We start from the raw sequence: 22,738 nt of genomic DNA on the forward strand, positions 1-22,738 counted from the left end.
GGAGCGGGGGGGGGGGGGGGCCCCGCCGCCCCGGGGGGGGGGGGGGGGGGGCGCCCCCCCCCGCCCCGCCCCGCCCCCCCCCCCCCCCCCCGCTGCGGCCAGGCGTTTTGGTGGTCTGGTCGGGCGCGGCCGGTCCGACCGCCGGTGTCCCTGGAGATCGACCGGCCGCGGATCGTGGGGTGTCCGCCGCATGCCGGCTGGAGACCAGGTCGGATCGGCGACAGATGTCACCGCGCACGCCGGTCGGCCGGCATTCTCATAGGGTGCCGCACGGGAGCCGCGTGCCGGCACGCTTCGCCCGCTGGCACGTGGGCGACTCGCCGGAGACCGGCACCGGGCCTTCGGGCAGCTCCGAACCGGCGACCGGAACATCGAGGGATCACGACAATGGTCGAAGCGCGTGGGCGACGCACCGCCGATCAACGTGCCGTCAACCGTCACCCGGGTTGGATCAAGGTCATTGCTCGACGCTACGATCGGACCTCCGGCATGATCGGTGAGCTCCCGTGAGCGTGCGGCGGGCCACCACGCTCCGGCGAACGGAGGACAACGCCCAAACGGAGGACAACGCCCGAACGGGTGATGGCGCTCGAACGGGTGGCAACGCCCGATGCGATGGTGGCGTCTGGCCTGGTGGCAGCACCCGCTCAGACGATGCTGGTCGACGGGGCGATGCTGGTCGACGGGGCGGTGGTGCCCGGTCGGGTGGCGGCGCCCACGAGGGCGGCAGCGCTCTGCAGGGCGAGATCATGCTGCAGGGTGAGAACGTGCTGCAGGGTGCGAACGTGCTGCAGGGTGACAAGGTGGAGTTCGGCGGGGCATCCCGGCCAGAGTCCCGTCGCGAAGGGGGATACACGTGCAGACGACCTTCCTGAGAGTCGTCACTGAGGCAGGCGCGGCCACGGTGCCCGCGGAGGCCCAGTTCATCATCGGCCGTGCCCGGACCGCCGACTACGTCATCGCCGACAGCCGGGTCTCCCGCCGACACCTCCTGCTCGAGCAGGGCTCCGGTGGCTGGGTGGTGCGCGACATCAGCTCCAACGGCACCTGGCTGGACGGGCAACGCATGCCCGAGGCCGTCGCCGTCGACGGCGAGCTGCGGCTGCGGCTGGGCACGCCGACCGGCCCCGAGGTCGTCGTGCACCCCGAGTTCCCCCAGGGCCGTGGGCCGATCGACGAGCCCGCCTACGACGCCGGCTACGACATGCAGACGATGCTGCCGAACTCGTCCGGCTACACCCCGCCGCGGGCCAGCTCCCGCCCGCCGTCGCGCGCCCATCAGGGCCCGACGAGCCCCGCGCAGCGCGGCCGCGACTACGACGACTACGACGACCGCCGCCGCGGCGAGCGTACCGCCGGCCTCACCAGCCTCGAACAGGAGCACGAACGGCGTACCACCTACCGGCTGCGCCAGGGCACGATGTCGATCGGCCGAGCCCGCGACAACGACGTGGTCATCACCGACCTGCTCGCCTCGCGCCGGCACGCCGAGCTCTACATCGGCCGTTCCGGGGTGCAGATCGCCGACCTCGACTCGGCGAACGGCGTGTTCGTCAACGGCCGCCGGATCAACCGGACGAACCTCAACCAGGGCGACGTCATCGCCGTCGGCCACCACATCTTCCAGCTCGAGGGCGACCAGCTCGTCGAGTACATCGACTCCGGGGACGTCAGCTTCGAGGCCGACGCGCTCAACGTCTGGGCCGGCCAGAAGCAGCTCATGCACGACATGACGTTCAAGCTGCCGGGCCGCGCGCTGCTCGGCGTCGTCGGGCCGTCCGGTGCCGGCAAGTCGACGCTGCTCAACGCCCTCACCGGCTTCCGCCCGGCGGACAAGGGCACCGTTCGCTACGCCGGCCGGGACCTCTACTCCGAGTACGACGAACTGCGCCGCCGGATCGGCTACGTGCCGCAGGAGGACCTCCTGCACACCTCGCTGACCGTCCGCAAGGCGCTCGAGTTCGGTGCCGAGCTGCGCTTCCCGCCCGACGTCACCAAGACCGAGCGCCGCACCCGCGTGGACGAGGTGCTTGCCGAACTCGGCCTCAAGGCGCACGCGAACACGCAGGTCTCCCGCCTGTCCGGCGGCCAGCGCAAGCGGACCTCGGTGGCACTCGAGCTCCTGACCCGCCCGACCCTGCTCTACCTGGACGAGCCGACCTCCGGTCTCGACCCGGGCATGGACAAGAACGTCATGGAGTCGCTGCGCAAGCTCGCTGACGACGGCCGGACCGTCATCGTGGTCACCCACAGCGTCGCCCAGCTCGACCTGTGCGACTACATCCTCGTGCTCGCGCCCGGCGGCTACGTCGCCTACTTCGGTCCGCCGCAGGACGCCCTGAGCTTCTTCGGCAAGCGCGACTACCCGGACGTCTTCCTCCAGCTCGAGGCGACGCCCGGTGCCGAGTCGGCTGCGCGCTTCCGTAACTCGCGCTACTACGTCCCGGCGTCGATCACCGCCCCGTCGGCCCGCCCGGCGCCGGAGGAGCTGCCGTCGCTGCGGCAGCAGTCCGTGGCGTCGCAGCTGGTGACGCTGAGCCGAAGAACGATGGCGGTCGTCGCCTCGGACAAGTCCTATTTGCGCCTGATCATCGCCTTCCCGTTCCTGCTGGGCCTCATTCCGCGCGCCATCGGCGGAAACTTCGAACTCACCGCCGAACAGGCCAAACAGTTCTCGCCCAACTCGGACGGCCCCACGATCCTGCTGATCATGGTGCTCTGTGCCTGCTTCATGGGCATGGCGAACTCCGTCCGCGAAATCGTGAAGGAACGGGCGATCTATCGCCGGGAGAGAGCCATCGGCCTCTCCCGAACGGCGTACGTCGGCTCGAAGGTCCTCGTCCTGGCGCTCATCACCGTCGCGCAGGCGATCCCCTTCACGCTGATCGGCCTGGCCGGACGAACACCGAATTCGAACCTGATCCTGGGTAACTCGCTGCTCGCCATGCTGCTCGCGGTGATCGTCGTCTCGCTCGCCTCGGCCATGCTCGGCCTGCTGATCTCCGCCATGGTCGACAACGCCGACAAGACGATGCCGCTGCTGGTCCTGCTCACCATGGGCCAGCTGATCTTCTCGGGCGGCATCGTGCCCGTCCACGGCACCGTGGGCCTCGAGCAGGTCGCCTACATCGCGCCCGCCCGCTGGGGCTTCGCCTCCATGGCCTCGGTCGGTGACCTCAACCGGATCAGCCTCGCCGGCGTCGTCCGCCCAGACGACCCGACGAAGAAGATCAACCCGAAAGTCGTCGTCGACCCCACCTGGCAGCACACCGTCGCCACCTACACCACCGACATCGCCGCCGGCATAGCGGTCGGCCTCGTCTGCATCATCATCGCCTCCATCCTCATCCGCCGCATGGACCCCAAAACCGTCAAACGCGCCCCCACCACCCCCGCCGGCGCCCCTCCGCGCTGACTCACAGGAAAGCAGCAGTGCCGCGCGCAGCGCGGCTCCGCTCCAGCTCCCCCGAAAAAGGAGCGCGCGCGTAGCGCGCTCCTTTTCTTTTCCCCCAGCTCCCGCACCCTGAAGCCACCCGGCACCGTGCCCTGGCACCGTGCCCTGGTGCCGTGCGTGGCGAGTCGATCGCTATCCGCCACCTGGGCCGCCCGCTGTCACCTCCTGTAGCGGGTGGGCTGGATCGTAGTGGGGTGACGGGTCGCTTTGGTAGGGCAAACCGGACACGAAACCGGCAACTAGAACCACGGTGGTCCCTCTGAATCGCACCCCTGCCCCGGAAGCGGTGACGCACAGCGATAATCCACCCAACCCCGTCCTGCTGGGCTCCGTCTCGGCCCGCTTGGGCCGTCTGGCTCCGTGTGGCCGCGACCCTACTTTGGCCTGGTCTGTCAGGGTCCGTCAGGGTCTGTGTGGCGCCGGCTTGTCTTGGTTGGCTCCGTCTGGCGCTGCTCTGCTTGGCCCTGCATGCCTCCGCCTCTGCCCAGCCCGCACCGTTGCGGCGTAGCCCAGGTCTGGGGTCAGTGTGGTGGCACAGTTATGCACAGGCCGCCGGGTCGTCCACAGACATGGCGAGCGGGCCTCGCAGGTGAGCCCGCGGCCCGCAGACTCACAGGATGGATCAGGACAACCGTGAGCTGACCGCACTTGCCCGGCGACAGGATGATGTCGTCACCCGCCGGCAGGCCCGGGAGCTTGGGCTGACTGACCAGGCCATCCACCGGCGCCGGCTACGTGGTGGGCGGTCGCCGATCCGTGGGGCGATGATTGTCGGTCCGGTCCGGGACGAGATACGGGCCCACGCCCGGGCAGCGCAGCTCGTCGTCGGCGGGACGCTCATCGGTCTGGCCGCTGCCCAGCTACACGGTTTGCCCGGGCTTCCACGCCACGAACCTGGCGAGCCGGTCGATCTGGCGATACCCAGCGCCGACCGCAGGCGGCGCAGGCATGGCTACCACCGGCATCCGGTGCTGCTCGCCCCTGAGGAGATCGTGGACATCCGTGGCCTGCGGGTCAGCTCCATACCGCGCACCCTCGAGGATGTGGCGCTGCTCGTCGGACGGGACGTCTTCATCGCTGTGATCGATGCAATGGTGTATGCGGGGAGTCTCGCCGAGGCCGATCTGTCGGCTCTCCGCCGCCGACTGGCGAACCGCCCCGGCGCGGGCCATGCCGCCTCCTGGTGGCCGATGATCGATGGACGAGCGGAGTCCCCGCTGGAAACCCGACTGCGCCTGCTGTTCATCGATGCGGGCCTGCTCCCCGTCGAGACCCAGTGGACGGTTCGGGACCCGGAGACCAGGAAGATCCTTGGCCGGCTCGACTTCGCCTGGCCGGCTGCCCACCTGGCCATCGAGGCGGACGGCATCGGCCCCCACAGCGAGCCCCAAGCCCTGTTCCACGACCGGCGTCGCCAGAACGAACTTCAACGCATCGGCTGGATGGTCCTGCGTGGCACCTGGGCGGACGCCACGCCCGGCTCGCCGGCTGCCCGACGCCTGATTGCCACCATCCGCCACGCCCTGGCCAATGCCGATTCCCGGCACCGTCCCCGACCGAGCGAGTCGCCCTGACTCCCCGAAGCCAGCAGGGCTCGCGCAGCGGCCAGGCCGGCCGGGGCAGCCAGGTCGGCCGCGGCTGCCAGGTCGGCCGGGGCAGCGAGGTCGGCCGGGGCAGCGAGGTCGGCCGGGTCGGCCAGGCCGACCAAGACGGCCAGTCCGGGCGGCCAGCCCAGGCGGGCCGGGCGGGCGGGCGGCAATCACCATACGTGACGGTGAGCCGCAGGCTGCCGGATTCAAAGGGACAACGGTGGTCGTAGTTTCCGGGTTCGTGCCCGATTTGTCCTACCAGAACGCCCCGACGGGCGGATGGCTGGCCTAGAGCGCTACATGGGGTGACCTTGGGGGCAGGTGTACGGGGGGCTCACGCGTTGGGGGACGGCGCACCAGAAGTGGCGGATGGGCCGGGGACGAGCGCGGCCAGGGACGTGCAGGCGCGGTAAGGGACGAGTGTGGCCAGGGACGAGCGCGGTCAGGAATGAGCGCGGTCGGGGACGAGCGCGGTCACCGCCGTACTGCCTGTGGATGGCTTCCCGCTGCGGCGGGCTGCTCGAGCTGCCGGGTCAGCCGCTGTTCCAGCGGGCGTGGGCGGGTAGGTCGCCGCCAGTGGTGATCGGGTGGTCGGAATCCGCGGGGTTCTGTGGGTTGAGGACGCGCAGCTGCTTGTCCGTGCCCGTCCCGCCCGCGGCTGGACGTTCAGCGCTGTAGACGATCCGGTTGTCGCCCTGCGGGGCGAAGGCCGGGTCCTGGTTCTGGCCGCCGCCGTGGGTCAGCTGGGTGACCCCGTTGCCGTCGGAGTTCATCTCGAACAGCTCGAGATCCGTGCTGCCCGCCGGTGTCGCCCGAGTAAAAATGATCTTGCTGCCGTCCGGCGACCACACCGGGTCCGAGTCGCCGTTGCCCTGGCCTTCGGTGAGCCGGGCCGGCTGGGCGCCGGCCTCCACACCAATGGTGACGATGAAGCCCCGAGTGCCGCCTGACTGGTTCGCCCAGTAGACGATCGTGTCGCCGCTGGGCGACAGGGCCGGGTCGGTCGCCTGGCGCGCAGCCTTCTCGATGCGGGTGACCTTGGAGGTCCTCAGGTTGACGAGGTAGAGGCCGGGCATGGCATTGCCTGCGGCGTTGGTGGTGGAGCGGGTGACCAGGGAGCCGCCGTCGGCCGAGAAGGAGGGGCGGGAGTCATCGGGGATGGTGAGGTTGGCGGCCTCGCCGACAGTGAACAACGGGACGGGCTTGCCCTTGCCGTCTGCGGCGATGGCCGTGTACCGGTTGCGCCCGTCGGAGCCCTTGACGAAGTAGACGACTGTCTTCCGGTCGGGCCGGATGACGGGGAGGATCTCGTTGCCAGGGTCGGAGGTGATCTGGGTCTGGCCGCTGACCTCGCCGGTGCCGGTGGGGACGGCGGCGGTGAACAGGTCGTAGTTGCCGTTCTTCTTCGCCGTGAACACGATCCGGTCGGCTCCCAGGGGCTGGGCGGACTCGGGCAGCGCGCTCGTGGCCGCGGCGGTCGGCTTGGCGGAGGAGCCGCCGGTGGCGGTTGAGGTGGTGTCGTCCTTGCCGCCGGAGTTCAGGGCCAGGACGGTGGCGATGATCGCGCCGACGAGGACCACGGCGCCGCCGACGAGAAGTGGCGTCCGGGTTGGCCGCTTGCCGCGGCCGGGCGGCGGCGAGCCCAGCTCGCCGGGTGCGGACCCGGGCCCTCCCGGACCGTGACCCGGGCCGCCGGGGGCGATGCCCGGGTCCGAGCTGCCGACCCTGGTGGGGGACTGGCCGCCGACGGTTCCGCCCGGGCTGCCACCAGAGGCGCTGGCAGTTCCGGCGCCGCTCGCCGAATACCCTGGGCCGCCCGCATAACCTGAACCGCCCACGTAGCCTAGGCCGCCCCCGCCCCCGCCCCCGCCGCCCGCACCCGCACCCGTGCCGGAGTTCGGCAGGCGGGTGGGGTCGTCCGGCCCGGCGGTGTAGCCGGAGGCGGTACCGGTTCCCGGGCCGGCTCCCCGGCCCGAGCTGCCACCCGAGCTGGATCCGGTATGCGGGGCGCCGGCGTAGGAGGTGGGGCCGGTGACTCCGGCGGCGCCGCTCACTCCAGCCGTGCCGCCGGGGCCCGGGGTGGGCATCTGCCAGCCCTGCAGGACGTTGGTGACGTCCTCGGGGTTGACCGCGGCGACGGCGTCCGGGTTGGAGCTGGACGGGTCGCCGAGCAGGCGGAGCATGAGCTGCTGGGCGGTGGGACGGCCGGCCGGGTCCTTGCGCATCGCGAGCCAGACGATGGGGCGCAGGGCCGGGTCGACGTCGTCGAGGCGCGGATCCTCGTGCAGGGCGCGGTAGAGCAGCACCTGCGCCGAGCCCGCGCCGAACGGGTAGTGGCCGGTGGCGGCGAAGGCGACCAGGCCACCCCAGGCCCAGACGTCCACCGCGGAGGTGATCGGGCGGCTCTCGATCTGCTCGGGGGACATGAACGCGGGGGTGCCGAGCTGCTGGAGGTCGCCGGTCAGGCCGCTGCCCTCGTCGGCGGTGCGGGCGATGCCGAAGTCGATCACCCGCGGGCCGAAGGGGGAGAGGATGACGTTGGCGGGCTTGAGGTCGCGGTGGATGATCCCGGCGCTGTGGATAGCGGTGAGCGCCGCGGCGACGCCGACAGCGAGCTGCTCGAGGTTCGCGTCCGCGAGCGGGCCATTGCGCTGCACGTAGCGGGAGAGCGTCTCGCCCTCGATGAACTCGGTGACGATGTACGGCCACTCGGCGTCCGGGTCGGCGTCGAGGACCTCGGCGGTGCAGACCCGGGCGACACGGCGTGCGGTCTCGGCCTCGAGCCGGAACCGCGCGCGGAACTCGGGGTTGCCGACCGCCTCGGTGCGAATCACCTTGATAGCGACGAGCCGGCCGCGGGATGAGCGGCCCAGGTAGACCTTGCCCATGCCGCCCTTGCCGAGCTGCCCGAGCAGGCGGTACGACCCGAGCTGGCGTGGATCGTCCGCCTCGAGAGGGGCCGTGCGTGCCGCCACGTCAGCATCCGATGACGCCATCGCCTCAGTTCCCCTGCCTGCCGCGTGCCGGTAGCCGGCAGCGGGAGAGCCCATAGCGCCGCAGCGCCCCCGCCGGCATCCCGCACCGACCCCTGATCGATCACCGTGTCCCGAGCCGCCGACCGGCGGTTCACCTGAGGAAAATCTTAGGGGAGGTTTGCTCGTCTCCGATACATCAGGGCGGGGCCTGTGGACATTTCCCCTGTCATCGGAAAGACAGGGGTCCGCCGCCTCCCGCCGCGCCTGGCCGGCGGATCCTGTGCGATCGTCGACCGCGAACCGCATCCGGACGAATCCTCGCTCGACCCGTTTCGGGTCCGGACGGCGACCGGCCGCGCCGAACCGGACGCTGACGAGCCCGGCCAGTCTGGTGGGCGACGGAGCCGGGCACGGTCCGCAGTAATCCACAGTCCGCCGACGGCCCTTGGAGTCACCTCGATGGTAGGGACGGCAACCCGCCCCGCAACGCGTACGGCAGCCCGCCCGTGACGGGCGCGGCAGACGGCTCACCGTCCCGCGTGGCAGCTGACCCTGTGGCCCGCCCGGCAGCTGGCACAGTGTCCCGTGTGGCAGCCGGCCCCGGGAAGCTCGCGGCGGTGGACGTCCGGCGCCGTACGGCGATCGGCCCGGCGCGTCGCCCGCCAGCGCGTGGTGTTCGGGCGGCAGCGGCGCTGGTCTGCGCGGCGGTGCTGCTCGTCCTCGCGGCATGTTCCGGCAGCACCGATGGCGGCGGCAATGGCAACGGTGGCAACGGTGGCGCGGGCGGTACGAACGGCAACGGTTCCCGGGACGGCGCCGAACCGGCTGCCACCGGTACCGCCGTACCCGGCGACCCGCGGGCCGCGGTCTGGGGATTCGCCCGCGTCACGACGGCGAACGCCAGGATCGGCGAGTCGACCGAGGTCCCGGTGACGGCGAGTGCCCACAGCTTCCTCGGATCCGGCGAGGCGAACAGGTCCGCCCGGGTCACGGTCGTGCGGCGGGGGACCGGGAGTTATCGGGTGACGTTCCCGGGCATCGCGGTGCGCAGCGGGCGCGGGATTCCGCTGGCCACGGCGCTGGACCCCGCGGGGGATGCGGTGGCCACCCTGGTCCATCCCTCCCCGGTCCTCTCCTGCCACGTGGTGCGCTGGGGGGCGGCGGACACGGCCGAACAGGTCGACCTCGGCTGCCGCGACGCCGGCGGCGTCCCAGCGGACTCCGCCTTCACCGTCATGTTCACCTTCTCCCCCTATCCAGGTCCCGCGACGCCAGCGGCTTCGGCTTCGGCTTCGCGGCCGGCAGCCCTCCCGGCCTCGACGGCCGTGTCCCAGCCGCCAGCGCCATCCCAGTCGGCGGCCGCACCCCAGTCGGCGGCCGCACCCCAGTCGGCGGCCGCACCCCAGTCGGCGGCCACACCGCCACCTTCCCGGCCGGCCGGAGCCCCCGTGGCGGGGTCGCCCATAACGCCGGGGCCGGTGCACGACGCCTACGCCTACCTGCGGTTGGACGACGCGTCCGCATCGACCTCGCGGCCGGTGGACGAGTACAGCGTGAGCGGGCCGGGGACGATCCAGGTCCGCCGGGTGGGCGCGGGGCACTACACGATCGACCTGGTGGGCCCGGCGTTCGCGCGCAACGGCAACAACCTGCAGGTCAACGCGATCGGGGACGGTCCGGTGGGCTGCAACGCGCTCGGCCGGGTGGTTGAGAAGGACCGGCAGTCGGTGTTCGTCGGCTGCGCCCGCGGCGCCACCTGGACGGACAGCCGGTTCGTGCTGCTCTACACCAGCGGCCACGCCCTGATCCCGACCGACGCGGTGGCCTTCGGGCACGCCTTCACCGGCATCACCGTGCAGGGCGGGCCGGCCCAGCAGCCGCCGATCGGACCAGCGGTGAACGCCTGGGGCTGGTATTCGGCCAACAGCACCGGCGCGACGAACCAGGTCCGTCGCCTGGAGGTCGGCCAGTACGAGGTGATCTTTCCTGGCGTCGCGAACATGCCGGGGCTGGTGGCGGTGACCCCCTACGGCGAGCCCACCGCCCGCTGCTCCGCCTCCGGGGGCGCGGCGACGTTCCCGTCACCCTCCGACGGCACGGCCGCGCCGCCGGTCATCGTCACGGTCCGCTGCGTCAACGCCGCGGGCCAGCCGGCTGACAGCTTCGCGAGTGTCGCCTACACCACGCCGGGCCCGGCGGCCTGAGCCCCACCACCGGCTTGCCTGAACGGGCGGAAACCCGCGGGCGCGTCCCCAGGGCGCCCGCGGGTCCCTCGTCCCCCGCTCCCCATCCCCCAGCCGGCCCCCCGAGACCGGGACCGGGCCGGCCGCCGAGGGGCGCCCCCGAACGCCCCGTGCCAGCCGCAGCCGCCCCGGTCACCTGGATCAAACCGGCGACTCGCCGAGGAAACCCCGTATCTCGGCGGCTTTCTGGCGATTTCCTGGGTTTGGCTTTCCGATCCGCCCTTCCCGATCCGCCCCTTCCGACGACTCCGGTCTCGCGCAGCCATGGGCTTCTGACGGCTGGTGGCCTTCGGCTACTGATGGGGCCGCGGGCCGGCGCCGTCGGCGATGCGCAGGACCTCGTCCACGTCTCGCCGTGGCGTCCTGGCCGTCGGCGGGACGTCCGAGTGCGGATAGCCGACCCGGAGGATCATCTGGACGTGGCCGAGGCCGCCGGTGGCGCCCCGGAACTTCTCGCGCAGCCCCTCCATGTCGATCGCCTGCGACATCGGGGACGTGGCGAGCCCCAGCACGGTGGCGGTGAGCAGCACCCGCTGCATCGCCTCACCCGCGCGCAGCCGATCGGCGACGGTGTCCGCGTCGGTGCCGATGAGCAGGATGCCGGGCCGCTCGACCACGCCACCTGCCTCGACCACGCCACCTGCCTCGGTCGCGGCACCTGGCTCCGCGGTGACACCGAGCTCCTCGGCGAGGCGGGGGCCAGGGCTGCCTGGGGAGAGGCTGCCTGGTGAGAAGCTGCGGAGCGGAAACTCGGACTGGCGTGGGGCGTCGGCCGGCTCGACGGCGCCGCGGGGCAAGCCGTCCGACGCCGGTGCCGACGGCGACGCCGGGGCACGGCTCCAGGCGGCCACCTCCGCCTGGTAGGCGGCATTGTGCCGCTCGATCCAGTCCGCCCGCGAGAGCAGGACGGCAACCTGGATCCGCAGGTCGGGATCGGTCGGTGCGAGCAGCCAGGCACCCTGTTCCTCGGCGGCGACGCGCAGGCGGTGGACGGCGTCGGCCGGGACCGGCCGTGGGTCGAACGGACGACGGTCAGTATGCCGGCGCGCGATGGCCAGGGCGAGTTCCCGCTCGCGTTCCTGCGCTGGCCGTCGTCCGCGGACCGTGATCCTGGCCAGCGGCATGGTCCGCCGGTCGTCACCGTCGGGAAACACCTCGACCCGCGGGTCGAGACCGTGCAGGCGCAGGGTGAGCCGGGCGTTGAACAGCGCCGCGCCGCAGCTCAGCACAAGCTGGCGGCCCTCGGGGTCGACCACGGAAAGCTGGCGAGCGGCATCCGCCCGAAGCGTCAGAGTTCCCTCGCGGCGCTGCTCCTCGTCGAGCGCCGCGGCCGCGTCGAAATCCCACAGCCAGGGCTGGGTGTTGTGGATGGATGGGGCCGCGACGGCCGCCGTGACCACCGTCCGCACCAGCTCAGGGGTCAGGGCCGCCGCTGGGGCCGGCGTCGCATCTGAGGATGTTGTCGCATCTGGGGATGTTGTCGCATCTGGGGATGGCGCCGTCCGCGGTGACGCCGCGGGCGAGCGCGGCACGGACTGTGCAGCTTCGGTGGACATGTCAGCCTCCCCTCTCCTCGTACCTGATGTAGGCACCTGATGGAGGCACCTGGTCCAGCCTGCGGGAGGCGCGGCGGTCTCGGCATGCGCCGATCGGATCCTGCGGACGGGGACCGTCGGCCGTCGCCGCAGGGCCGCCCGGCACCCGCCCGGCACCCCGACCGGCGTCTGGCCTGGCCGCTGTCGTGGCATCTGTGGGGCGTCGGTGAACCCCGGTCGTGCCGGAGCCGGAGTCACGGTCCGCTCGTGCGGGTAGCCCTACGGCATGGCAACTGACACCGAGGCGGTGGTCGTAGAGCTGCTCGACCGGCACGGGCGCACCTTCGCCGACGAGATCGGTGCCGACGTGCCCGCTGACACGGCCGAGGCGATGTTCGCCCTGACCGTCTTCGCGCTGCTCGCCGGCGCACGGATCCGCACGTCGGCCGCCGTCACGGCCTGCCGGGCACTGCTGGACGCCGGCTGGACCGACGCCGCGTCGATGGCCGAGGCGACCTGGGCCGAGCGGACCAGGGTGCTCAACCGCAACGGCTACGCCCGCTACGACGAGAGCACCTCCCGCCAGCTCGAGGATGCCTGCCGCTATCTGTCCGACGCCTACGACGGGGACATCCGCGGCCTGCGGCGGGCCGCCGACTGCTCGCCGGACCAGGAACGGGCGCTGTTGCAGCGGATCAAGGGAATCGGCCCGGTAGGCGCCGACATCTTCCTGCGCGAGGCCCAGGCCGGCTGGGATGAGCTCGTCCCCTACATGGACGAGCGGGTGCGGCGCACCGCCGGCGAACTCGGCCTGCCCAGCAGTGCCACCCAGCTGGCGGACCTCGTCGACCGGGAGGATCTGCCGCGCCTGGTCGCCGCCCTGGTGCGGGTCCAGCAGGAGCATGACGTCACAGACCTGCGCGAGTCGGCGTCGGGGAGGCCCTGACCGGCCCGCCCGCGTCGCCCCGTGCGCCGCGATCCGTAACCTGGAGCGGTTGACGTCCGCACGTCCAACCTTCGCCTGGGTGGTGCGCCTTCCCCTGGGCGAGACGAGCGGCCGTCCCAGACGGGGGCCGGGAGGCGGCCGCGGGGAAGGGAGTGTCGGTGCGGACCATGCAGGATGTGGAACGGGCCCGGGAGCAGGCCTACCTGGACTGGCTCTACACCCGGCTCGACGAGGTCCGTCAGATCACCCGCGACCAGCTGCGCGGTGTGCTGCTCGCGGTCGGTACCGGCACCCCGCAGTCGGTGGTCGAACGGGAGGTGTTCGCCGCCGCGCACGCCGACCGTCTCGCCCGCCTGGACGCCGCGGAGGGGCGGCTCTGCTTCGGCGCGATGGACCATACCGACGGGCGGCGTACCTACATCGGGCGGATCGGCCTGTCCGACGACGAGCAGGAGCCGATCCTCGTCGACTGGCGGGCCCCGGTCGCCACCGCCTTCTACCGGGCGACCCTGGCCGATCCGCACGGGCTGATCCGCCGCCGTCATCTACGCACCCGCGGCCGGGAGGTCACCGGCATCGCCGACGACCCGCTGAGCACCGCCCCGGTGGCGACGGTCGCGAGGGGCAGCGGCAACGGCAACGGCACGGCCGCCGGCGGCGACGTGACGGCGGCATCCGGCGACGTCACATCCGGGGACGGCATGGTCCCCTCCGGGGACACGGTGTTGCTCGAGGCGCTGTCCGCGCCGCGTACCGGCCGGATGCACGACATCATCGCCACGTTGCAGGCCGAGCAGGACCGGGTGATCCGGGCCCGGGCGAACGGCATTCTGGTGGTCGATGGCGGCCCGGGTACCGGCAAGACCGCCGTCGCGCTGCACCGCGCGGCCTATCTGCTCTACAACGACCGGACGAGGCTCGACCAGTCCGGTGTTCTGATCGTCGGGCCGAGCCCGGTGTTCCTCCGGTACATCGACCAGGTCCTGCCGTCCCTCGGGGAGACCGGTGTGGTCTTCGCGACGCCGGCGCGGCTGTTCCCCGGGGTCGACGCGACCGGTGTCGAACCGGTCGAGGTCGCCACCCTCAAGGGCGACCCTCGGATGGCGGACGTGATCGCCGCCGCCGTCCGCGACCGCCAGCGCCTGCCTCGCGGCGGCCTCGTCCTGCCCTATGACGGAGCGCAGCTGCGCCTCTCCCAGGACCGGGTCGCTCGGGCCCGCACCCGTGCCCGCCGCAGCCGTCGCCCGCACAACGGCGCGCGCCGGGTGTTCCTGCGCGAACTGCTCGCCGAGCTGACCTCCCAGGTCGTCCGGCAGATCCCCGGCGGCCTGCTTGACCCGGACGAGCGCCGCCAGATCACCGGCGACCTGTGGACCGACGAGGTGATCCGTCCCGCCCTCGACGAGCTGTGGCCGTTGCTGACCCCGCAGCAGCTGGTCGGCGACCTGCTGCGTGACCCGGACGTGCTCGCCCAGGCCGCCGGCAATCGCCTCACCCGCGCCGAGCGGGCGCTGCTGATCGCCCTGCCGCACTCCGATCCGGCTGCCGGTACCGCCGCCGGAGCCGCTGCCGGCGGCGGTGGAGCGAGAGCGGGCGTTGGCGCCGGTGCCGCATCCGCCGCCGGTCTCGGCGACGTGGAGGGGATGGCCGACGACCTCTTCGCGTCGCAGAACCTGTTGACGGCCCCGGAGCAGGACGGTGTGTCTCCCCCGAAGTGGGATGGCGCGTCCGGGCGGATTCCCCGTCCACGCCCGGCCGCGGGCTCGGATGCCGGCCGCAATGCCACTGGCCCAGGGGCGGCGTGGCCCAGCGGACGCCCCGAACCGGGCAGAGCCGCTGACACCGCGCCTGTCGGGGGCCGCCGCAAGGCGTCGGACATCGGACGGCAGTGGACGCCGGCGGACGTCGCGCTGCTCGACGAGGCAGCGGAGCTGCTCGGTGATCCCGACGAGGAGGCGGGCCTCGAAGCTGCCCGGCGGGCCGAGCGGGAACGCGCCGAGGAACGCGAGTACGCCCGCGGTGTCGTCGACATGCTGGGCCTGGAAGGCCAGGTCGACGCGGACGCACTCGCCGAACGCTGGACTGGTCCGCGAGCCCGGCGCAGCGCCGCCGAGCACGCCCGTGCGGATCGCGGCTGGGCGTTCGGTCATCTCATCGTCGACGAGGCCCAGGAGATCTCGCCGATGTTGTGGCGGCTGCTGTGGCGCCGGTGCCCCGGCCGCACCGCCACACTCGTCGGCGACCTCGCGCAGACGGCCCGCCCCGGTGCGCCGACGACCTGGCAGCAGCTGCTCGGCCCGGTGGCCGACGACCGCTTCACCATCGAGCGGCTGACCGTCAACTACCGCACCCCCCAGGAGATCATGGACGTCGCCGCCCGGGTCCTGCACGCCCAGGACGCGGACCTCGCCACTCCGGTCTCGGTGCGCTCCGTGGGCCGCCGCCCCACGGTGGTGCGGGCTGGTGCGGTGGACGTGGACCAGGTGACTGGACTCGGCCCACTGCTCGCCGAGCGACCGCCCCGCCCGGGGGAGCCGACCGCGGAGCTCATCGCCGCCGTCGCCCACGCCGCCGAGCGTGAGGCGATCCGTATCGGCATCTTCCGCGGCAGGTCCGAAAGTTCCGCCGGCCCCGCCGGCCCCGCCGGCCCCGCCGTTTCCGGGAGGGCCGCTGTTTCCGACAGTTCCGCCGTCTCCGAGGGTGAGGCCGTCGCCGAGGGCTCAGGCCGAGTCGCCGTCATCACACGTCCACGTGACGTCGCGCCGCTACGTTCGGCGCTGATCGCGCTGATGCCGGAACTCGCCGTCGCCCCGGACTCGATCGACCCGACCAGCGTCGCCGGCAACGCGCTCGACGCACCGGTCGCCGTGCTCAGTGTCGCCGAGACCAAGGGCCTCGAGTTCGACGCGGTGGTCCTTGTCGAGCCCGCGGACCTGCTCACCGAACCGACCCGCGGGCTGGCCGACCTCTACGTCGCGCTGACCCGGGCAACCCGCTCCCTGTGCGTCGTGCACACAGGCGAGCTCCCCGAGGTCCTGCGCGACGGTCTCCCTCCCACCAGCCAACCTGACCTGCCCGTGGTGACCTCCTAGGGTGCTTCCCGTGGATCTCCGGCCCGTTGCCGGGTTCACCCGGTGAATCTCACTGTGCGTGATGGTTGTCGGGGGCGGTGGCGCTGCTGGTGCGTGGGGATGTCGCTTCTACTGGGTAATGTGTCTGATTTGTTCCTTCGTAACTCTGTAGAAGCGACATGAAGGTCTTCCTGGGCCGATCCGTCGTCACGCGCAGCAGCGGGGAGGGGGTAGCGGGTCGGCGGTGGGGGAGAGGGCTCGCTGGTCGTGACGACCGGAGCCGACGGTGACGGCGGGGGGCACCGTGCACCACCGGCCCTCGTAGTCGGTCCGGCATAACTCTGATGTCGCCGAAGGTGGCTATCCGCGCTAGGTAAAAAATGTCGGAAATGGCCAATCGAAGCTGCGGAAAAGGGCTGACGGCAGGAATTCGTGACTCGATCTGGACCCACAGGTCACGGCGCAGTTTCCGCGGGGCTGGCGGGATGTCGGCTACCTCATGATGGGCAGGCCGCCGGACTCGGTGCTCGCCGAGGTTCCGACGGTCGCCGAGGCGTTGCGCCACTCGGTGGTGCTCCGGTCGTTCGGCGACGGCGACGGCGAGATCGAGATCGAGATCCGCCGCGTCCTCGCCCGGGGCTGCACCCTCGAGATCCCCTCGGACCGCTGCTGAACGCCGTGCTGGCGTGCCCTAGCTCAGCGCGACCAGCGCGCCGAGGAAGAATCCGACGGCGGCGAGCCAGACCAGCGTCGGCAGCAGCCGCAGCCAGCCGGCCAGGGCAGGCGACCGCTGTCTCCCCGGCGTGCCACCCCGCGCCGGCGCCGGCGCCTCCGGCGGGGGGGTGGGTGGGTGGGTCCGTTGAGTGGGCGGGATGGGGACGGGTGCTCCCGAGCCGGCGAGCATCGTCTCCTGGTCGGCAGGGTCTGGGCCGTTCGGGCCCGCCGCCGCATGCTGGCCGGCGTCTGGTGAGGTGGGCGGTGCAGGTGGCGGCGGCGGGATGAGGGTGACGAGGGGGCCGTCGGTCGCGCCGAGGTGGACCCGGATCTCGCCGTCGCGCAGCGCGACGGTGCTGGTCCGCGAGCCGCCCACCCAGATGCCGCTCGAGCTGATGTCGCGGGCGAGCCAGCCGTCCGCCGTCGGCTCCAGGCGCAGGTGGTGGCGGGAGACCCGGCCGTCGGAGATGACCACGTCGCAGTCCCGGCCGCGCCCGATCACGTGGTCACGTTCGGGCGGGAGCACTGCCTCGCCGGACGGGGTGATGATCCGCAACGCTTGCACTGCGTGTCCTCTCCGGAAGCTGTACCTGGACCTCTGTACCTGGACCTGTGGCCGGGGCCGGTTCAGGCGGGGAAGACCTCGCCGCCGCGGACGGTGACCGGGACGGACGGCAGCGGGGCCTTCGCGGGGCCGGCGACGGGCTGGCCGGTGCGGGTGTCGAACGCGCTGCCGTGGCAGGGGCAGCGGATCTTGCCGTCCGAGACGGCGTTCACGTTGCAGCCCTTATGGGTGCAGACCGTCGAGAATCCCTGGACCGTGCCGGCGGCGTTCCGGGTGAGCACGATGCCCGCGCCATCGACGATCATCCCGCCGTCGGCCGGGACGTCGTCGACCCGTGCGAGGGCGCTCGTGCCGCCGCCCGTGCCGCCGGCAGCGGTATCAGCGCCTGCCGGCGTCCCCGAACGGGCCGGTGTCGCTGCCGGTTTCGCCGCGTCACTGTTGCTGGCGACGACGTACCCGACCGCGCCGCCGGCCACGGTGACCACGATGCCGGGCATGATCGCCCGCCGGCTCGGAGCCTCGTTCGTCATGGCTTCGTCCTCATGTTCGCGCGCCGGCACGGGCGCGGGCCGACGTCCGCGGCGCCGAACCGGCTGTGGCCGGACAGGTCGGGGTCAGACATGGGGGATGCCGGACTGGGTGAAGAACCACAGTGAGGCGGTCAGCCACAGGACGACGAGGCAGACCAGCACCAGGGAGCCCAGTACCGGCAAGGCCCACCCGGGCAGCCCACGGACCCGCAGGCCCAGCATCTTCGCCGCGTAGGCGCCGTAGAACGCGCAACCGGCGACACCGTGCAGGACGACGCGGGCCTCGCCGCCGGCGAACCCCAGCGACCAGACGCAGCTGAACGCGACCGGCAGGGTCAGCACGAACGCCGTCGTCCCGCTCCAGCGGTGCAGCGGGCCCACCCACGCCGGCGCCTTCCCCGCGCCCGGCAGCCGGCCCCACATCCACAGTGCCGTGACCAGCTGCACCAGGACGAACACCAGCGCCGCCGTCGTCAGCCACGCCTTCATCGGCAGCGTGCCGGAGAACCCGAGGGTGAACAACGGCCGCCCGGCCGGATCGTGCGCCTTCGCGTACACGCCCAGCGCCACCGCGACGCCCGCGCCGAGCAGCAGCACCCCGGCCGCCGCCCCGCTCCGCGTTCCTGTTCCTGGCCTGGCCGACGGCTGTGCTGTGCCCGACGGCTGTGCGCCGACAGTCATCCCCGTCCCCTCTGTTCCCGATGCGGCCTGTCCCACTGCTGCGGTCGGCACCCGGCCGGGGCCGGGCACCAGTCACGTCATCGCGCCGTGCAGAACGATCCGCACCGCGTCGCCCCCATCGCCCCCATCGCCCGCGGCCGTGCTCGGGCTGCTCTGGCCGTCATCCCGTCTGCCGGTGGCCGGGCTGTCCCTGCCCGGGGCACACCTGGATCACTGGCGGCCGGGCTGTCCCGGCTCGGCCGCGCCGTGAGGGTGTGGAGCGTCGCTGTGCGGATCATAACCATGATGATCATGGCGGATGTGCCGAAATGGTCTTTGTTGCTCCATCGACATTGCCCCAGCCTCGCCGCGTCCGGTGCCGATCGTCGCTGGGACGACAGGGATTGCGGCGTCGGGTTCGTTCTGGCCAGGATCAGGCCAGCGTGCGGGCGGCGATGGCGCGGCGGAGCTCGTCGGTGGCATCGACGACGACGCGGCGCAGGACACGCCCGAGATCGTCGCGGGCGAGCAGGGCGTCGGCGGCCTGCGTGGTGTGGGCCGAGACGGCGTAGTGCGGGTAGGCGCAATGGGCGGTCTGGCGGGCCGCGTGGGGGGTGCGCCGGGTGGTCATCGCGGTGACCTGCTCGAAGTAGCGCTCGACGTAGCTCGCGGTGAGCTCGTCCTGTTCGGGCTGCCAGAATCCGTCGGCGCTGGCCGCGATCAACCGGGCGGACGTCTGGTCATCGAGCATGATCCTGTCCCAGGCGCGGGCCTTGGCCGCCGGGTCCGCGAGCGCGGCGCGGGCGCGGGCGGCGTTCTCGGCGGCGCGGGCGCTTCGGTCCCGCTGAGCCTCGGCGATGATCTCCGGCTCACCGGCGTGATCGAGCACGACCAGCCGGTGCAGCAGCGACCAGCGCAGTTCGGGGTCGACGACCAGCCCGTCGGGGACGTCCCGGCCGTCAAGCCAGGCGGCGAGCTCGGCGGCGGCGCCCGTCCCGGCGAGGCTGATGGTGCCGCGGGCCGCGGACAGCTGGCGTCCGCTGCCGGCGGCGGCGTCGGCGAGCACCTGCCGGCAAACCGCATGCAGGCGGGCGGCCACGGCCGGGCGGGCCTGCGGCGTCAGGTAGCGGTTGAGTGCGGTGACCCGGGCGAACCGCAGTACGTCCTCGAACACGGCGAGCTGTCTCTCGGCGGGCAGAGCGGCCTGCGCGAGGTCCAGGTAGTGGGCGGCGGCCCAGTCGGCGTCCCGGGTCGCGTCGGCCGCGGCAGCCCAGATCATCGCCCGGGCCAGTGGATCGGTGATCCGCGGCAGCACCTGGGTGAGGGCCGCGAGGTCGGCGGCGGTGAACCGGGTCTTCGCATAGGTCAGGTCGCCGTCGTTGACGAGTAGCAGCCGCCCGGCGGGCGTCCCGACCAGCTCCACGACCGAGGTGTCGCCGTCCGGGGCATCCGCCGCGAGGTTGACCTCCACCCGGCGCAGCAGCACGAACGCCCAGGCAGGGTCAGCGGAGCCATCGGTTCCTGCCGAGCCATCGGTTCCTGCCGAGCTGGCGGTGTCGGCCGAACTGGCGGTGTCGACCGAGCCCGCGGTGTCGGGAGCTGCCGAGGGGCCGTAGATGCCGATGCCCACCCGGTGGGGGCGCAGGGTCGGGTACCGCGGGGGAGCCGTCTGACGGACGGTGACGGCGGTGAACCGGCCGGCCGCGTCGACGTCGACCCGGGGCGTGAGCGTGTTGACCTGTTCGCGGCGCAGCCAGACCGTGGCCCAGCGGGAAAGATCACGCCCGCTGGCCGAGGACAGGGCGGCGAGCAGGTCGTCGAGGGAGGCGTTGCCGTACGCGTGCCGGGTGAAGTAGGCCCGCAGACCGGTGAAGAACGCCTCGTCACCGACCCAGGCGACGAGCTGGCGCAGCACCGAGGCGCCCTTGGCGTAGGAGATGCCGTCGAAGTTCAGCAGGGCGAGGGCGGTGTCCGCGACGTCCGACGGGGCGACCGGATGGGTGGAGGGCCGTTGGTCGGCGGCATAGCCCCAGCTCTTGCGTCCGATGGCGAAGCTCGTCCAGGCGTCGCGGAACCGGGTCGCCTCGGCGGTGACCCGGTAGCCCATGTACTCGGCGAACGACTCGTTGAGCCACAGGTCGTCCCACCAGCGCATCGTGACAAGATCGCCGAACCACATGTGGGCCATCTCGTGCGCGACGACCACGGCCCGCAGCTCACGTTCGGCTTCGGTTACCGCTGAGCGGTAGACGAACTCGTCACGGAAGGTCACACAGCCCGGGTTCTCCATCGCCCCCGCGTTGAACTCGGGGACGAAAGCCTGGTCATAGGTGCCGAACGGGTATCGGTCGGCGAACAGTTCGTGGTAGCGGTCCAGGCACGCCTTCGTCACCTCGAAGATCTCGTTGGCGTCGGCCCGCAGGTACGGCGCGAGCGAACGGCGACACAGCAGCCCGAGTGGGATCCCGTCGTGGCTGTCCTCGATGAGGTGGTACGACCCGGCGACCACGGTGACGAAGTAGGTCGCCAGCGGCGGTGTCTCGGTGAACTCCCAGCGCCCGGGCGCGGTCTGCCGTCCGGCGCCGTTGGCGCGTACCACCCAGTCCGGCGGCGCGAGCACGGTGAGGCGCACCGGCGCCTTGAGGTCCGGCTGGTCGAAACAGGCGAAGATCCGCTGGGCGTCGTCGAGGAACGTCTGGGCGTACAGGTACACCTCGCCGTCCTCGGGGTCGGTGAACCGGTGCAGACCCTCCCCGGTGTTGGAGTAGCGCATCGTGGCCGACACGACGAGCTCGCCCGCGGCGCCGAGGCCCTCCAGCGGGATCCGGTTGCCGTCCAGCACCGCCGGATCGAGTCGCCGGCCGTCCAGCCGCAGCTCGTGGAACTCGACCGCCTTGATCTCGGCGAAACTGCTGTCGCCGACGGCGCTGTCGGTGCGGGGCACTGGGGTGGTCGGGGCGGCCGTGAGCGTGGCGTCGGAGATCGGCGCGCGCAGGCTGAACCGCACCCGGGTCGTCGAGTCGAACTCCGTCGACGTGCGGGCCGCCGTCAGGTCCAACTCGATGTCGTAGCCGTCGACGCGCAGCAGCCGCGCGCGGGCGACGGCCTCGGCCCGGGTGAGGATGTGCATACCGCGAACCTACGAGATGGCCGCCCACACCTGGTCACGAATGGGTTCTCCACTGCGCGGATCACCTCGGGCATCACCTCGGGCCGCCGCGCGGCGGACGGCTGCCGATCAGGCCCGGGGTCGGCGGGTGCGGCGTAGCCAGAGCAGGCCGAGGATCGGCAGGATGACCGGAATGAACAGGTATCCGCTGCCGTAGGTGGACCAGACGGCCTGGTCGGGGAAGGCGTCGCGGTCGATGACGCTGGCCGTGCCGACGGCGAGCACGCCGGCGAGCTCCGTCGTGCAGGCGGCGACCGCCACCCGATGCCAGCGCGGCCCGCGGCGGGTCAGCGCCACCGTCGCCACCACGTAGACCACGGCGGCGAAGGCCGAGAGCAGGTACGCCAGCCGGGCGTGGTCGAACTCGGTGGAGATCTGGACCGCGGACCGGGAACAGGCCGCCACCGCGAAGATCGCGTAGACGGTCACCAGGATCCGACCCGGACCGCTCGCCGTGCCGGTCGATCCGGCATCCATCGATCCGGCATCCATCGATCCGGAATTGGGCGATCCGGGGCCGGGTCGGCCCTGCGGCCGGTCGGCGGACGCCTGCCCCTCGGCCTTTGGTTGCGCACCTGCGGAGATGTCAGCCACCGGAGACCTCCCAGACCTGACCAAGTCGGACGACGATCATCGCGGCCGCGAGAAACGCGACGCCGAGCACGGCGCTGCCCCAGCGCGAGCGTTCGCCCAGCGTCCACCACACGCCGATCGGCAGGACCACCGCCGAGGCGATGAGGTAGAGCACGAACACGGTCGGCTGGTCGGCGTGCTCGCCGCCGATGAGCTTCACCACCGCCGCGACGACCTGGGCGAGCAGGACGAGTTCGCATCCGCCGGCCCCGGCCAGCAGCCCCACGCCGACCGGTCGGTCCCGCACCACCTGCAGAAGGCAGGCCAGCGCGACCGCGAGAGTCGCGCCGATCGACGCCGCCTGGAGTCCAGCGATCATCTGTTCCGCGTCCCGGGTACGCCCGCCCGCATCCGTGCCCTCCCCGCGCCCTCATGGTCCCTGCCGCCCGCGCGCCGGACCGCTGGCCCGCCCCGTCGTCACTGGCGGGCCGGAGCCATCCGGCGTTCTGCCGGGAGTCGGTGAGCCGTCCCCGGTGAGTTACTACAGATGGTAGGACTTGCCGTGGGGGGGGGGGGGGGGGGCCGGGCCGGGGGGGGGGGGGGGGGGGGGGGGGGGGGGGGGGGGGCGGCCCCCCCCCCCGGGGCCCCGACGTGTGCGGCGAGCTCCGCGGGCGTGGCGCGTGTGACGGCGCGGCGTGTGCGGCACCATCCACC

15 protein-coding genes are annotated in these 22,738 nt (G+C 72.5%); 6 read left to right on the forward strand and 9 right to left on the reverse strand.

Annotated features, from left to right (window positions below; all coding sequences use genetic code 11):
* A partial coding sequence (locus tag MXD95_RS17680; protein ID WP_250641757.1) for a hypothetical protein occupies positions 1 to 238 on the reverse strand: 238 nt, incomplete at its 3' end.
* Positions 239 to 856: 618 nt separating this feature from the next.
* Here MXD95_RS17680 and MXD95_RS17685 point away from each other — a divergent pair.
* On the forward strand, positions 857 to 3,415 hold the full coding sequence (locus tag MXD95_RS17685; RefSeq protein ID WP_250641758.1) for an FHA domain-containing protein: 2,559 nt from the start codon (positions 857 to 859) through the stop codon (positions 3,413 to 3,415).
* A gap of 656 nt (positions 3,416 to 4,071) precedes the next feature.
* Positions 4,072 to 5,028 carry a hypothetical protein gene (locus MXD95_RS17690; protein WP_250641759.1) on the forward strand — a complete coding sequence of 319 codons (957 nt, stop codon included), beginning with the start codon at positions 4,072 to 4,074 and terminating at the stop codon, positions 5,026 to 5,028.
* Between the two features lie 548 nt (positions 5,029 to 5,576).
* Here the strand turns inward: MXD95_RS17690 and MXD95_RS17695 are convergent.
* Positions 5,577 to 8,039 (reverse strand): protein kinase domain-containing protein, encoded by a 2,463-nt coding sequence (locus MXD95_RS17695; RefSeq protein WP_250641760.1) that lies wholly within the window; start codon positions 8,037 to 8,039, stop codon positions 5,577 to 5,579.
* A gap of 566 nt (positions 8,040 to 8,605) precedes the next feature.
* Between MXD95_RS17695 and MXD95_RS17700 the strand changes: the two genes are divergently transcribed.
* Positions 8,606 to 10,222: a hypothetical protein gene (locus tag MXD95_RS17700; RefSeq protein WP_250641761.1), complete on the forward strand. Its 1,617-nt coding sequence runs from the start codon at positions 8,606 to 8,608 to the stop codon at positions 10,220 to 10,222.
* Between the two features lie 332 nt (positions 10,223 to 10,554).
* Here the strand turns inward: MXD95_RS17700 and MXD95_RS17705 are convergent, their stop codons facing one another.
* The gene (locus MXD95_RS17705) at positions 10,555 to 11,661 is read right to left on the reverse strand and encodes an Acg family FMN-binding oxidoreductase (protein WP_250641762.1); all 1,107 of its coding nucleotides are present in this window, start codon (positions 11,659 to 11,661) and stop codon (positions 10,555 to 10,557) included.
* Between the two features lie 421 nt (positions 11,662 to 12,082).
* Here MXD95_RS17705 and MXD95_RS17710 point away from each other — a divergent pair, with 421 nt between their 5' ends.
* The 3 genes from MXD95_RS17710 to MXD95_RS17720 all read left to right on the forward strand — a co-directional run bounded on the left by MXD95_RS17710 (position 12,083) and on the right by MXD95_RS17720 (position 16,486).
* The gene (locus MXD95_RS17710; RefSeq protein WP_250641763.1) at positions 12,083 to 12,742 is read left to right on the forward strand and encodes an HhH-GDP family DNA glycosylase; all 660 of its coding nucleotides are present in this window, start codon (positions 12,083 to 12,085) and stop codon (positions 12,740 to 12,742) included.
* A 158-nt stretch (positions 12,743 to 12,900) separates the two neighbouring features.
* Positions 12,901 to 15,834: a HelD family protein gene (locus MXD95_RS17715; RefSeq protein WP_250641764.1), complete on the forward strand. Its 2,934-nt coding sequence runs from the start codon at positions 12,901 to 12,903 to the stop codon at positions 15,832 to 15,834.
* A gap of 481 nt (positions 15,835 to 16,315) precedes the next feature.
* A complete protein-coding gene (locus MXD95_RS17720; RefSeq protein ID WP_250641765.1) occupies positions 16,316 to 16,486 on the forward strand; it encodes a hypothetical protein in 171 nt (56 codons plus the stop codon).
* An 18-nt stretch (positions 16,487 to 16,504) separates the two neighbouring features.
* Here the strand turns inward: MXD95_RS17720 and MXD95_RS17725 are convergent, their stop codons facing one another.
* The 6 genes from MXD95_RS17725 to MXD95_RS17750 all read right to left on the reverse strand — a co-directional run bounded on the left by MXD95_RS17725 (position 16,505) and on the right by MXD95_RS17750 (position 22,403).
* Complete coding sequence (locus MXD95_RS17725; protein ID WP_250641766.1) at positions 16,505 to 17,092, reverse strand: FHA domain-containing protein; 588 nt, start codon at positions 17,090 to 17,092, stop codon at positions 16,505 to 16,507.
* Between the two features lie 62 nt (positions 17,093 to 17,154).
* Positions 17,155 to 17,622: a Rieske (2Fe-2S) protein gene (locus tag MXD95_RS17730; protein WP_250641767.1), complete on the reverse strand. Its 468-nt coding sequence runs from the start codon at positions 17,620 to 17,622 to the stop codon at positions 17,155 to 17,157.
* 84 nt (positions 17,623 to 17,706) lie between these two features.
* Positions 17,707 to 18,303 carry a DUF6529 family protein gene (locus tag MXD95_RS17735; protein ID WP_250641768.1) on the reverse strand — a complete coding sequence of 199 codons (597 nt, stop codon included), beginning with the start codon at positions 18,301 to 18,303 and terminating at the stop codon, positions 17,707 to 17,709.
* 412 nt (positions 18,304 to 18,715) lie between these two features.
* Positions 18,716 to 21,412: an aminopeptidase N gene (gene pepN, locus MXD95_RS17740; RefSeq protein WP_250641769.1), complete on the reverse strand. Its 2,697-nt coding sequence runs from the start codon at positions 21,410 to 21,412 to the stop codon at positions 18,716 to 18,718.
* A 108-nt stretch (positions 21,413 to 21,520) separates the two neighbouring features.
* Positions 21,521 to 21,928 carry a hypothetical protein gene (locus MXD95_RS17745; protein WP_250641770.1) on the reverse strand — a complete coding sequence of 136 codons (408 nt, stop codon included), beginning with the start codon at positions 21,926 to 21,928 and terminating at the stop codon, positions 21,521 to 21,523.
* Positions 21,929 to 22,037: 109 nt separating this feature from the next.
* The gene (locus tag MXD95_RS17750) at positions 22,038 to 22,403 is read right to left on the reverse strand and encodes a hypothetical protein (RefSeq protein ID WP_250641771.1); all 366 of its coding nucleotides are present in this window, start codon (positions 22,401 to 22,403) and stop codon (positions 22,038 to 22,040) included.
* Positions 22,404 to 22,738 lie beyond the last annotated feature (335 nt).

Source organism: Frankia sp. AiPa1 (assembly GCF_023243075.1).
GTDB lineage: Bacteria > Actinomycetota > Actinomycetes > Frankiales > Frankiaceae > Frankia.